Raw genomic sequence first — 12,675 nt, forward strand, 5'->3', positions numbered from 1 at the left:
AAGTCAAGGCTGTTGCATAGACCGATAGGCGTTGAAGAGCCAGCGATTTTATAATCGGGCAATGTCTGTCTGGGCCTTGGGCATCAACCACAACACCGCGCCAATCGATTTGCGCGGTCGTTTTGCGTTTGCGCTCGATCAAATTGCCCCGACGCTGCACGGTTTGCGCACGGCCTTGGGGGCCTCTCATCCGCATCGCGGCATCGAATCGGCCATCATTTCCACCTGCAACCGCACCGAGGTGTATTGTGCCGGTGACCCCATGGCGCTGGACCACACCCTGGGTTGGTTGGCGCAAAGCGGGGGCGTCAGCACCGACCTGTTGCGCTCGCACTCCTATGTGCTGGAAGACGGCCCGGCCGCCCGCCACGCCTTCCGCGTGGCCAGCGGGCTCGACTCCATGGTGCTGGGCGAGCCGCAAATTCTGGGGCAGATGAAAGACGCGGTGCGCGCTGCCGAGAGCGCCGGTGCGCTGGGCTCCACGCTCAACCAACTCTTCCAGCGCAGCTTTGCCGTCGCCAAGGAAGTTCGCACCTCTACCGAAATCGGCGCCCACAGCATCAGCATGGCCGCCGCCGCCGTGCGCCTGGCGAGCCAGATCTTCGAAGACCTGGGCGAAACCAAGGTGCTTTTCATCGGTGCCGGCGAAATGGTTGAGCTGACCGCCACACATTTCGCCGCGCGCAACCCGCAATCCATCGCCATTGCCAACCGCACGCTGGAGCGCGGCGAGCGCTTGGCCGCGCGCTTCGGCGCCGAGGTGCTGCGCTTGGCCGACCTGCCCGAGCGCCTGCACGAATTCGACATCGTCGTCAGCTGTACCGCCAGCACGCTGCCCATCGTGGGCCTGGGTGCTGTCGAGCGGGCGCTGAAAAAACGCCGCCACCGCCCCATGTTCATGGTCGATCTGGCCGTGCCGCGCGACATCGAGCCCGAAGTCAAAGCCCTGCGCGACGTGTACCTCTACACGGTGGACGATCTGGCCAGCGTGGTGCAAACAGCGCAGGCCAGCCGCCAGGCCGCCGTCGAGCAGGCCGAAGTGATCATCGACGCCGGCGTGCAGAGCTTCATGCACTGGATGGACCAGCGCGACCCGCAGCATGGCGTGGTACCGCTGATCCGGCAGATTCAGGAGCAGACCGACCAGTGGCGCGCCATCGAAATGGCCCGCGCCCGCCGCCGGCTGGCCCGCGGCGAGGATGTGGACGCAGTGCTCGAAGCCCTCTCACGCGGGCTTTCCCGCAAAATGCTGCACGGCACCATGGCCGAGCTGCGCGCCAGCGACGCCGAGGCGCGCGATCAAACGGCGCGCACCGCATCGCGCCTGTTTTTGCGTTCGCAAAGCAAAAATCCCTTGTAGCGCTGGTTCAGCCTACTTCTCTAGCTACTCTTCTGGTAGCTAAACCATCTTTCGCGCATGCAAACATTTCTCAGGAACCAGCTCGAACGCTATGCACGGCGCATGGAGGAACTCGACTTCCTGCTCTCGCGCGAGGACATCATGTCCGACATGGCTCAGTACCGTACGCTCTCGCGTGAACACGCAGAAGTCACCCAGGTAGCGGGCCGCTACGCGCGCTACCGGCAGCTTGAAGCCGATCTGGCCGCCGCACGCGAGTTGCTGGATGACCCCGAAATGGCCGAGTTGGCGCAGGAAGAAATCGCTTCCGGCGAGGCCGATTTGCCGGAGCTGGAGAATGAACTGCAGCGCCTGCTGCTGCCCAAGGACCCGGACGACGCGCGCAATGCCTTTGTCGAGATCCGCGCCGGCACGGGCGGCGACGAATCAGCACTGTTTGCTGGCGACCTCGCCCGCATGTACACCCGCTACGCCGCCAACGTCGGCTGGCGGGTCGAAGTGGTCAGCGAACACGCGGCCGAGCTGGGCGGCTACAAGGAAATCGTGCTGCGCATTGAAGGTCCCGACGGCAGTGGCCCCGGCGGCGCGGGCGTCTATGGCGCGCTTCGCTTCGAGTCGGGTGGCCACCGCGTGCAGCGCGTGCCCGTCACCGAAACCCAGGGCCGCATCCACACCAGCGCCTGCACCGTCGCCGTGATGCCCGAGCCGGACGAGCGTGAGGCCATCCAACTCAACCCGGCGGACCTGCGCATCGACACCTTCCGCGCCAGCGGCGCCGGTGGCCAGCACATCAACAAGACCGACTCGGCCGTGCGCGTCGTACACCTGCCCACAGGCATCGTCGCCGAGTGCCAGGACGGCCGCAGCCAGCATGCCAACAAGGCCAAGGCACTGCAGGTGCTGCAGGCACGGATCCAGGAAAAAGAGCGCAGCGAGCGCGCTGCCAAGGAAGCGGCCGAGCGCAAGGGACTGATCGGCAGCGGCGACCGGAGCGATCGCATCCGCACCTACAACTTCCCGCAAGGGCGCCTGACCGACCACCGCATCAACCTCACGCTGTACAAGCTCCTGAACGTGATGGAGGGCGATCTGGGCGACGTGCTGCAGGCGCTCGCCCACGCCCGCGAGGCCGAGCTGCTGGAAGAGTTCGAGATCGGTGCGCTATAGGCCTGTAGGCCTATTGGTCGCGTGCGGCACCAAAAATTTGAATGAAATAAGGCTCTAGCGCTTTATCCATAAGCGCTATAAGCTATGAACACTATAGCAAACACTGTCACTCTGGCGCTGGTCTGGGCACAGGCGCAGGGCCTGGAGCGCATCGACGCCCAATGGCTGCTGCTGCACGTACTGGGCCAGCCGGACGCGGGACGGGCCTGGTTGATCGCCCATGGGGACGATGCGCTGGCCGGCACCCAATGGGAGCAGTTTTCCACCCTGTGCGCGCGCCGGGCGGCCGGAGAGCCCGTGGCCTACCTCACCGGCCAGAAGGGCTTCTACGGCCTTGACTTGCGGGTGGACGCACGCGTGCTCGACCCCCGCCCGGACACCGAAACCCTGGTGGATTGGGCGCTGAACTGCCTGGCCGGGCAGTCAGCGCCCCGCGTGCTGGACCTGGGTACCGGGAGCGGCGCTATCGCCTTGGCGCTCTCGCATGCACGTCCAGATGCCGCCGTGCTTGCTGTGGACGCCAGCGCAGACGCGTTGGACGTGGCCCGCGCCAATGCCGAGCGGCTGCGCCTGCCGGTGCAATTCCTGCAGTCCGACTGGTTCAGCAAGGTGCAAGGCCCTTTTGGCCTGATCGTCTCGAATCCGCCCTACATTGCCGAGCAGGATCCGCATCTGCCCGCTTTGCGACACGAACCTCTGTCCGCCCTGGTGGCGGGCGCCGACGGCCTGCGCGACCTGCGCGCCATTGCCGCTGCGGCCCCTACCCACCTCGTTCCCGGCGGCTGGCTGCTGCTAGAGCACGGCTGGGACCAGGCCGAATCCGTGCACGCGCTCTTGCATGCCCAAGGCTTCGAGGCGGTGCAAACCCGCAATGACCTGGCCGGCATAGGGCGTTGCTCGGGCGCTCAGTGGCCAAGAGTGAAATAATCACGCCCACGTCCCACCAGCCTCCTCAGGCCTTATTTTTTGGAACCCCCATGAGCGACACCCAGAAACGCATCGACGACCTCGTCAAATCCAGCAACGTCCTTTTGTTCATGAAGGGCACGGCCAGCTTTCCAATGTGCGGTTTTTCCGGCCGCGCCATCCAGATCCTGAAGGCCTGCGAAGTCGATCCCAAGGACATCACCACGGTCAACGTACTCGACGACGACGAGATTCGTCAGGGCATCAAGGACTACAGCCAGTGGCCCACGATTCCGCAGCTGTACGTGAAAGGCGAATTCATCGGCGGCTCGGACATCATGATGGAGATGTACGAGTCGGGTGAACTCAAGCAGACACTGGACCGCTGAGCGACCGCGCCGGTCAGCGAAACCGCCTGCGGGCGGTTTTTTTGCGCCCACAGCGCAGTAGACGCTGTGGGCGCCCTCTAAACTCGGACACCCGCCCACGGCGCCCAAGTTTTCATGCTGCAAGACCTTTTTTTCATCGCCCTTCTGATCGCTGCCAGCGCCTTCTTCTCCGCCGCCGAGATTTCTCTGGCCGCTTCACGGCGTCTGCGGCTGCGCCAATTGGCCGACGATGGTGACCCGCGTGCCGACCGGGTACTGCGCCTGCAGGAGCAGCCGGGAGACTACTTCACCGTGGTGCAGATTGGGCAGAACGCAGTGGCGATTCTGGGCGGCATCGTCGGCGAGGCCGCGCTCAGCCCCACGTTCAGCGCCTTCTTCGAAAATTGGCTAAGCCCGACAACGGCACAAAACCTGGGCTTTTTCGGCTCATTCTTGCTGGTGACCTCGCTCTTCATCCTGTTTGCCGACCTGGTGCCCAAGCGCCTTGGCATGGCGGATCCCGAGCCGATTGCGGTGCGGCTGATGCGGCCCATGGCACTGTGCATGGCCCTGCTCAAGCCGCTGGTGTGGTTCTACAGCCGGGGGGCCGACGCGCTGTTTCGCCTGATGGGCCTGACCTCTCTGCGCGACGAGCGCGTCACCTCCGACGACGTGCTGGCGATGATGGAGGCCGGAGCGCGCGCCGGTGTGCTGGCCGCGCGCGAGCAGCAAGTCATCACGAACGTGTTCGAGCTCGATACACGCACGGTCTCCAGCGCCATGTCGCAGCGCGAGCGCGTGGCATTCTTTCGCCGTGACGACGCGGATGCTGTGATTCGCCTGCGCATTGCGGCCGAGCCGTTTTCCACCTACCCGGTCTGCGAAGGCGACATCGACCATGTGGTGGGCTACGTGGACGCCAAAGACCTGTTTCAGCGCGTGCTCAACAACCAGCCGATTTCGCTCGCCGACGACTCACTGGTACGCAAGGTGCTGATCGTCCCTGATCGACTCACATTGTCCGAAGTGCTGGAGCAGTTCCAGCAGGCGCACGAGGATTTCGCTGTCATCGTCAACGAATACAGCCTGGTGGTGGGCGTGGTCACGCTCAACGACGTGATGAGCACCGTCATGGGCGACCTGGTGTCGCCGTTTGACGAAGAGCAGATCGTGCGGCGCGACCAGGATTCCTGGCTGATCGACGGCATCACGCCCATCGAAGACGTGTGCCATGCGCTCAGCCTGGACGAACTCCCGCACGATTCGGAATACGAAACCCTGGCCGGTTTTCTGATGGTGATGCTGCGCCGCGTGCCGCGCCGCACCGACAGCGTGCTGTGGGGCGGTTACAAATTCGAGGTGCTGGATGTAGACAGCTACCGCATCGATCAGGTGATGGTCTCGCGCGTCGTACCGACAAGCGCTCCTCTGGGCGACGCCTGATCAGCCGGTGAGACGGCCGTCGAACTGCCAGTTGCGCTGCGCTGCAAACACCGCATTGGGATACGGCGAGCGACCGCGACTCCCGTTGTAACGCCCCAGGGTCATATACAGATCACCACGCTCGCGGTCCAGATAGTGGCGCAAGATGACGCAGCCAAAGCGCAAATTGGTCTGCATGTGAAACAGCTTGGAAGGATCGCCATCGCCGATCACCCGCGTCCAGAAAGGCATCACCTGCATGTAGCCGCGTGCACCGGCGCTGGAGATGGCGTATCTGCGAAACGCGCTCTCGACCTGCACAAGACCGAGCACGAGAGACACGTCCAGACCCGCGCGGCGGCTTTCGTACCAAAGGGTTTGCAGGAAATCGCGCCGCACCTCCCAGTCCAGCTTGCGCCGGCGCAGGCGGTCGCTCATGGTGGCCAGCCAGCGCACGTACAGAACGCGCTCCTGCGTGCTTGCAAAGTCGGGCTCAGGCGGCGCGTCGAAAGCGACAGCGGCACTGAGCGCACTGCGCACCGAATCCATCAAAGGTTCTTCGAGTTGCCCGCCAGCATGCGCAACGCCGGGCACAGCCCACCCCAGCGACGCCATGGCAGGCAGCGCTGCGGCAAGGCAGCTGCGACGCGAAATCCCCTCGTTCATAGGCTCAGGCGACCCTTCAGGTGGGCCAGAATGTCTGTGAGTGCTATTTTGGTCGCACCAGTATCGCGCCGGTGCTGGTATTCGACAAGTCCGTCCTTGAGGCCGCGGTCGCCAATCGTCACGCGGTGCGGCACGCCAATCAATTCCCAGTCGGCAAACATGGCGCCGGGGCGCTCGCCGCGGTCGTCCAGGATGACATCCACGCCAGCGGCCAGCAACTGCGCATAGAGCTGCTCGGCGGCGGCTTTTACCTCAGGAAAACGCTCCGGAGTGATCGGGCACAGCACCACCGTGAACGGAGCAATTGCGTCCGGCCAGATGATGCCGCGCTCGTCGTGGTTCTGCTCGATGGCAGCAGCCGGCAGGCGCGTGATGCCGATGCCGTAGCAGCCCATTTCAAAGAATGCAGGCTTGCCATCTTCCGCAAGAAAGGTGGCGTTCATGTCTTCGCTGTATTTGGTGCCGAGCACGAAGATGTGGCCCACCTCGATGCCGCGCTCGACCGCCAGCACGCCCTTGCCGTCGGGCGACCGATCGCCCTCGACGATGTTGCGCAGATCGGCCACGGCATCGGGCTCAGGCAGGTCGCGGCCCCAGTTCACGCCAGTGATGTGGAAGTCGGGCTCGTTGGCACCGCAAATCCAGTCGGCCATGACCGCGACTTCGCGATCTGCCACGATCTTGACAGGCTTCTTCAGCCCCATGGGGCCCAGGTAGCCTGGCTTGCAACCGAAGTGCTCCTCGATTTCGCCCAAGGTGGCGAAACGGAACCCTGCATCGAGGCCCGGCACCTTGCCCACCTTGATCTCGTTCATGTCGTGGTCGCCGCGCAGCAGCAGCAGCCAGACCTGACTGCGGATGATCTCGCCCGCCTCGTTGGTCTCGTCGGTGGCCAACACCAGTGATTTCACCGTGTTCTGCAGCGGCACGCCCAGCAATGCAGCCACATCGGCGCAGGTGGCCTTGCCCGGCGTGGGCGTCTTGGTCATGGGTTGGGCCGCCGCAGGGCGCGGTCCGGCGGGCGCCAGGGCCTCGGCCTTTTCCATGTTGGCGGCGTAGTCGCTGGAGGGGCAGTAGACGATGGCGTCCTCACCGGTAGCGGCGATCACCTGGAACTCCTCGCTCAGGTCGCCGCCAATGGCACCGCTGTCGGCCGCGACAGCGCGGTAGCGCAGCCCGAAACGGTCGAAAATGGCTCGGTAGGCTTTGGCCATCGCCTGGTAGCTGATTTTGGCTGCATCCAGATCGCGGTCAAAGCTGTACGCGTCCTTCATGATGAATTCGCGGCTGCGCATCACACCGAAACGCGGGCGCCGCTCATCGCGAAACTTGGTTTGGATGTGATAAAGGTTGCGCGGCAGCTGCTTGTAGCTGCGCAGCTCCTGGCGCGCTATGTCGGTCACAACCTCTTCGCTGGTGGGTTGGATGACGAAGTCGCGACCGTGGCGGTCTTTTACACGCATCAACTCCGGCCCCATCTTGTTCCAGCGGTCCGTTTCCTGCCAGAACTCGGCCGGCTGCACCACGGGCATCAGAAGCTCCACCGCGCCAGCGTGGTTCATCTCCTCGCGCACGATTGTTTCGATCTTGCGGATCACCCGCAGCCCCATCGGCATCCAGCTGTAAATACCAGCACCGAGCTTCTTGATCAGGCCGGCGCGGGTCATGAGCTGGTGGCTTGCAACTTCAGCGTCGGCGGGGGCTTCCTTGAGGGTGGAAATAAAGAATTGGGAGGCTTTCATCGGAACATTGCAGACTGCGCGCGCGCTTGCCGTCGCTGCAGGCAAGTGCCGTGCATAATGGACGCAGTTTTAAGATTTTGGGGTTCGATTATGCTTGACCGGGACGGCTTTCGGCCGAACGTCGGCATCATCCTGCTCAACCAGAGAAACCAGGTGTTCTGGGGCAAGCGCATACGCACCCACAGCTGGCAGTTTCCGCAAGGCGGCATAGACCGCGGCGAATCGCCCGAGCAGGCGATGTTCCGGGAACTCCACGAAGAAGTCGGCTTGCACCCCAACCACGTCCGCGTGGTAGCCCGAACCCGGGACTGGTTGCGCTACGAGGTGCCTGACCGGTATATCCGCCGCGACGCGCGGGGCCATTACAAGGGGCAGAAGCAGATCTGGTATCTGCTTCAATTGGTGGGCCACGACTGGGATTTGAACCTGCGTGCCACCAACCACCCGGAATTCGACGCCTGGCGCTGGAACGAGTACTGGGTGCCGCTGGATGTGGTGGTGGAGTTCAAGCGCGGCGTCTACGAGATGGCGCTCACGGAACTCTCGCGCTTTGTGCCTCGGAACGAGCAACGCAACCGCTATCTGCGCAGCGGCATGCGTGCGCGCGATGCCGAGCCTGCAAGCAGCCATCTGCACCGAAGCGGCGCCATGCTGGTGCATCCGGGGGTGGAACTGCCGCCGGGCGCCAGCTTCGACCCCGATCCTCAAACGGCCAGTGGCAGCACGCCCAACGAGACACAAGACGACGGGACGCCGCAGGCGGGCAGCCCACGCTGATGGGGCGCTGCGCGACCCGCGCACAGTGCTGCTTTAGCGCCCGGTCAGCACCAGGTTGTCGCGGTGCAGCATCTCGGGCTCTGCGACATAGCCCAGCAATTGCTCGAACGCGCTGGAAGGCTTGCGGCACAAGCGCCGGGCTTCGCCACTTGCATAGTTGGCAAGCCCCCGTGCGATTTCCTGGCCTTGCGGGTCATGCACTGCAATGACATCGCCGCGCGCGAAATCACCTTCCACACCGGTCATGCCAATAGGCAGCAGGCTCTTGCCTTCGGCGCAGAGTTTGACCGCCGCGCCGGCATCGACGCTCACCGCGCCGCGCAGTTGCAGGTGGTCGGCCATCCACTGCTTGCGCGCCTGCTTCTTTGCAGTCTGCGAAACCAGCAGCGTGCCCATGGCTTCACCGGCAGCCAGTCGCACCAAGACATCGCTCTCGCGTCCCCAGGCAATGACGGTGGACGCGCCGGAACCGGCGGCGCGCTTGGCGGCCAGGATTTTGGTCAGCATGCCGCCGCGCCCAATGCTCGAGCCTGCACCCCCTGCCATGGTTTCAAGCGCCGGATCACCCGCCTTCGCTTCATGCACGAACTGAGCCTGCGGATCACGTCGCGGGTCTGCGGTGAAAAGGCCCTTTTGATCGGTCAGGATGACCAGCACGTCGGCCTCCACCAGGTTGGCAACCAGCGCGCCCAAGGTGTCGTTGTCGCCAAACTTGATCTCGTCGTTCACGACGGTGTCGTTTTCGTTGATGACTGGCACGACGCCCAGGCGCAACAAGGTCAGCAACGTGGAACGCGCATTGAGGTAGCGCTCGCGATCGGCCAAGTCAGCGTGGGTGAGAAGCACCTGCGCGCTGCCGATGCCGTTTTCCCGCAGCTTGGTCTCGTACATCTGCGCCAGGCCCATTTGGCCCACAGCTGCAGCCGCCTGCAGTTCATGCACCTGGCGCGGGCGCACGCTCCAGCCCAGGCGCTTCATTCCTTCGGCGACGGCGCCGCTGGAGACCATGATGACCTCGCGCTTGGCTCCCGCCTCGCCGTTGACCAGCGCCGCCAACTGGCGCGCCCACTCGCCAATCGCCTGCGCGTCCAGCCCCCGACCTTCGTTGGTCACCAGGCTGGACCCCACCTTGACCACGATACGGCGCGCGCTGCGCAATATCTGGGTACTTTCAATCGCCATTTATGCCTCTAGCGCTTATTTTATAAGCTAAATTAGCTATATTAATAATAGCAATTCAGTGGATTGCCCCGTCTGCTCCCTCTGGAAACCGCGGGTCTCGTTCCTCTACGGGTGCCTGTTCTGCCACCTGCTGCGCCTTGACGTGCGCATAGATGGCGTGGATCAGCGACTCGCAACCCTCGCGCGTCAGGGCCGAAATCTCGAACACAGGCCCTTTCCACTTGAAACGCTTGACGAAATCATCGACGCGTGCGCGGCGCTCGTCGCTTGGCACCATGTCCAGCTTGTTGAGCACCAGCCAACGCGGCTTCTTGAACAAGGCGCTGTCATACTTCTTGAGTTCGCCGACGATGGCCTTGGCCTGCGCCACCGGGTCCACCGCATCGTCAAACGGTGCCATATCGACCACGTGCAGCAACAACCGCGTGCGCTGTAGGTGGCGCAGAAACTGGTGTCCGAGCCCCGCACCTTCCGAAGCACCTTCGATCAGGCCAGGGATATCAGCCACGACAAAGCTTTGCTCGGGTCCTACGCGCACCACGCCGAGGTTGGGGTGCAGCGTGGTGAACGGATAGTCGGCGATCTTGGGACGGGCATTCGATACGGCAGCAATGAAGGTGGATTTGCCGGCGTTAGGCATGCCGAGCAGGCCCACATCGGCAAGTACCTTCAATTCCAACTTGAGGTTTCTCTTCTCACCCGGCCAGCCAGGCGTCTTCTGGCGCGGCGCACGGTTGATCGCGCTCTTGAAGCGCATGTTGCCAAAGCCGCCGTCGCCCCCCTTGGCAATCGTGACGACCTCGCCCGGCACCAGCAGCTCGAAAAGCACTTCCCCGGTTTCGGCGTCGCTGAGGATGGTGCCTACGGGCATCTTGAGCGTGATGTCGCTGCCCGCCGAGCCAAACATGTCGGAACCCATGCCATGTTCGCCGCGCTTGGCCTCATGGCGGCGCGCATAACGAAAATCCACCAAAGTATTGAGGTTGGGGTCGGCCACGGCAAATACATGGCCGCCGCGCCCACCGTCGCCCCCGTTGGGCCCGCCGAACTCCTTGTACTTTTCGTGCCGGAACGACACGCAGCCATTGCCACCGTCGCCCGCGGCAATGTCAATGTAAGCTTCGTCGACGAATTTCATGGGGAATCCAGTGTACAAAAGCGGCGGCCAACACTTTGACCGCCGCAAAAAACAAAGCCCCGACTAAGCGGGGCTTGGACTGCAAAGAAAGCGCGCGCGCTTCAGGCTGCAGCAGTCACGTTGACCGTGTGCTTGGACAACGCACCCTTGACAGCAAACGACACGTGGCCGTCCACCAGGGCAAACAAGGTGTGGTCCTTGCCCACGCCGACATTGGAGCCGGGATGAAACTTGGTACCGCGCTGGCGCACGATGATCGAGCCTGCGCTGATCAGTTCGCCGCCAAAGGCCTTCACACCGAGCATCTTGGGCTTGGAATCGCGCCCGTTTCGCGTAGAGCCGCCGCCTTTTTTCTGTGCCATGACATCTCTTCCTGATTAGCCGGCCGGATTACCCAGCGATTGCGCCGATTTGCAGTTCCGTGAACTGCTGGCGATGGCCTTGGCGCTTCTGATAGTGCTTGCGACGGCGCATCTTGAAGATGTGCACCTTGTCGTGCTTGCCGTGTGCCAGCACGGTGGCTGTCACGGTGGCGCCGGACACCAGGGGTGTGCCCACCTTGAGTTCAGCGCCGTTTCCGACGGCCAAAACTTGGTCGATCACAATTTCCTGGCCTACGTCCGCAGCAATCTGTTCTACTTTAATTTTTTCGCCGGAAGCAACACGATACTGCTTGCCCCCGGTTTTTATGACCGCGTACATACTGACCTCTTAAGTCTTGAATAGCGAAGGCAGCAAACCGCCTCCCACGAGATTTCCACAGAAGGATTTCCGCAGAGCCCAAGACTATATCATGCCCTCGTACTGTCAACCACGCTGCGCTCACCCATGTAGTGGTCCCAGCCTGTACGGACAAGCGCCACATGCTGCTCGTCGGGCCCCTGCCCGTTCACCTGTTTCTATAATCTAGACGTGTCTGCAACCCCTACCTTGATCGCGCCATCCAGCCCCGCATGGGTGCCTGCAACGCCCCCTCCACTCGCCTTGATTGCGCAGGACATGCGCAATGTAGATGCGGTGATTGCGCAGCGCCTAGACTCCGCCGTACCCTTGGTAGGACAAGTCTCGCAATACATCATTGCCGCCGGTGGCAAACGACTGCGGCCGGCCATTTTGCTGTTGATGAGCGGCGCGCTGGGGTTTCAAGGGTCGGAGAGATTTACGCTGGCCGCAGTGGTGGAGTTCATCCACACCGCCACCCTGCTGCACGACGATGTGGTAGATGCATCTACCTTGCGTCGCGGCAACGCCACAGCAAATGAAACCTTTGGTAACCCCGCCAGTGTGCTTGTCGGCGATTTTCTCTACTCACGGGCGTTCCAGATGATGGTGGATGTGGGCGAGATGCGCATCATGCAGATCCTGGCCGATGCGACCAACGTGATCGCAGAGGGTGAGGTTTTGCAATTGATGAACATGCACGACGCCTCGCTCAACGAAGCCAGCTACCTGCATGTGATCCGCTCAAAGACTGCGAAATTATTTGAAGCCAGCGCCCGTCTTGCGGCAGTCTTGGCAAAGACCGATCCCGTCACCGAGCAAGCATGCGCCAACTATGGTCAAGCTCTGGGCACGGCATTCCAGATCATCGACGATGTACTGGATTACGATGGCGCGGCGGCTGAAATGGGCAAGAACCTGGGCGACGATTTGCGAGAGGGAAAGGCCACGCTCCCTCTGATCGCAGCGATGCAGCGCGCCGGGTTGGCTGAGAGCGAAGTGATCAAGAGCGCCATTGAGCATGGCAGTACAGACCGACTTGACGAGATCGTACACATCGTCCGCGACACCGGCGCACTGGAAGTTGCACGCGCTTGCGCTGCGGCGGAAGCAGAGCGCGCCATCGCGTCCATTGCTCCCTTGGCAAGCAACGCATACAAGTCCTGTTTGATAGAATTGGCAGCTCAGCTTCTCGGGCGCCGAACTTGAGTCAGTGCACACGCTAGA

13 protein-coding genes are annotated in these 12,675 nt (G+C 62.8%); 7 read left to right on the plus strand and 6 right to left on the minus strand.

Going from position 1 to position 12,675, the window contains the following annotated elements; translation table 11 throughout:
- Positions 1 to 61 precede the first annotated feature (61 nt).
- From hemA to paeA, 5 genes are all read left to right on the plus strand, one after another.
- A complete protein-coding gene (gene hemA, locus C6571_RS03910; RefSeq protein ID WP_106445531.1) occupies positions 62 to 1,360 on the plus strand; it encodes a glutamyl-tRNA reductase in 1,299 nt (432 codons plus the stop codon).
- Positions 1,361 to 1,417: 57 nt separating this feature from the next.
- The gene (prfA, locus tag C6571_RS03915; RefSeq protein ID WP_106445532.1) at positions 1,418 to 2,527 is read left to right on the plus strand and encodes a peptide chain release factor 1; all 1,110 of its coding nucleotides are present in this window, start codon (positions 1,418 to 1,420) and stop codon (positions 2,525 to 2,527) included.
- Between the two features lie 84 nt (positions 2,528 to 2,611).
- The gene (gene prmC / locus C6571_RS03920; RefSeq protein WP_106445533.1) at positions 2,612 to 3,454 is read left to right on the plus strand and encodes a peptide chain release factor N(5)-glutamine methyltransferase; all 843 of its coding nucleotides are present in this window, start codon (positions 2,612 to 2,614) and stop codon (positions 3,452 to 3,454) included.
- Positions 3,455 to 3,504: 50 nt separating this feature from the next.
- On the plus strand, positions 3,505 to 3,822 hold the full coding sequence (gene grxD / locus C6571_RS03925) for a Grx4 family monothiol glutaredoxin (RefSeq protein ID WP_106445534.1): 318 nt from the start codon (positions 3,505 to 3,507) through the stop codon (positions 3,820 to 3,822).
- Positions 3,823 to 3,936: 114 nt separating this feature from the next.
- On the plus strand, positions 3,937 to 5,244 hold the full coding sequence (gene paeA / locus C6571_RS03930) for a polyamine export protein PaeA (RefSeq protein ID WP_106445535.1): 1,308 nt from the start codon (positions 3,937 to 3,939) through the stop codon (positions 5,242 to 5,244).
- On the opposite strand, the gene C6571_RS03935 is transcribed toward paeA, so the two are convergent.
- Together C6571_RS03935 and C6571_RS03940 are read right to left on the minus strand one after the other, a co-directional pair.
- Positions 5,245 to 5,889 carry a lytic transglycosylase domain-containing protein gene (locus C6571_RS03935; RefSeq protein ID WP_106445536.1) on the minus strand — a complete coding sequence of 215 codons (645 nt, stop codon included), beginning with the start codon at positions 5,887 to 5,889 and terminating at the stop codon, positions 5,245 to 5,247.
- A complete protein-coding gene (locus C6571_RS03940; protein ID WP_106445537.1) occupies positions 5,886 to 7,631 on the minus strand; it encodes a proline--tRNA ligase in 1,746 nt (581 codons plus the stop codon). Before C6571_RS03940 ends, C6571_RS03935 begins: the two co-directional genes overlap by 4 nt.
- A gap of 90 nt (positions 7,632 to 7,721) precedes the next feature.
- Here C6571_RS03940 and C6571_RS03945 point away from each other — a divergent pair, with 90 nt between their 5' ends.
- Positions 7,722 to 8,408 (plus strand): RNA pyrophosphohydrolase, encoded by a 687-nt coding sequence (locus C6571_RS03945; protein ID WP_106445538.1) that lies wholly within the window; start codon positions 7,722 to 7,724, stop codon positions 8,406 to 8,408.
- Between the two features lie 33 nt (positions 8,409 to 8,441).
- On the opposite strand, the gene proB is transcribed toward C6571_RS03945, so the two are convergent.
- From proB to rplU, 4 genes are all read right to left on the minus strand, one after another.
- Complete coding sequence (gene proB / locus C6571_RS03950; RefSeq protein WP_106445539.1) at positions 8,442 to 9,590, minus strand: glutamate 5-kinase; 1,149 nt, start codon at positions 9,588 to 9,590, stop codon at positions 8,442 to 8,444.
- Between the two features lie 55 nt (positions 9,591 to 9,645).
- Positions 9,646 to 10,728 carry an Obg family GTPase CgtA gene (cgtA, locus tag C6571_RS03955; protein ID WP_106445540.1) on the minus strand — a complete coding sequence of 361 codons (1,083 nt, stop codon included), beginning with the start codon at positions 10,726 to 10,728 and terminating at the stop codon, positions 9,646 to 9,648.
- A gap of 101 nt (positions 10,729 to 10,829) precedes the next feature.
- Entirely contained in the window at positions 10,830 to 11,090 is a 261-nt protein-coding gene (rpmA, locus tag C6571_RS03960; protein ID WP_106445541.1) for a 50S ribosomal protein L27, read from the minus strand.
- 28 nt (positions 11,091 to 11,118) lie between these two features.
- Positions 11,119 to 11,430, minus strand: a complete 312-nt coding sequence (gene rplU / locus C6571_RS03965) for a 50S ribosomal protein L21 (protein ID WP_106445542.1) — start codon at positions 11,428 to 11,430, stop codon at positions 11,119 to 11,121.
- Positions 11,431 to 11,727: 297 nt separating this feature from the next.
- On the opposite strand from rplU, the gene C6571_RS03970 reads away from it, so the two are divergent.
- Complete coding sequence (locus tag C6571_RS03970; RefSeq protein WP_106448027.1) at positions 11,728 to 12,657, plus strand: polyprenyl synthetase family protein; 930 nt, start codon at positions 11,728 to 11,730, stop codon at positions 12,655 to 12,657.
- Positions 12,658 to 12,675 lie beyond the last annotated feature (18 nt).

It is taken from the genome of Simplicispira suum (assembly GCF_003008595.1).
Lineage (GTDB): Bacteria > Pseudomonadota > Gammaproteobacteria > Burkholderiales > Burkholderiaceae_C > Simplicispira > Simplicispira suum.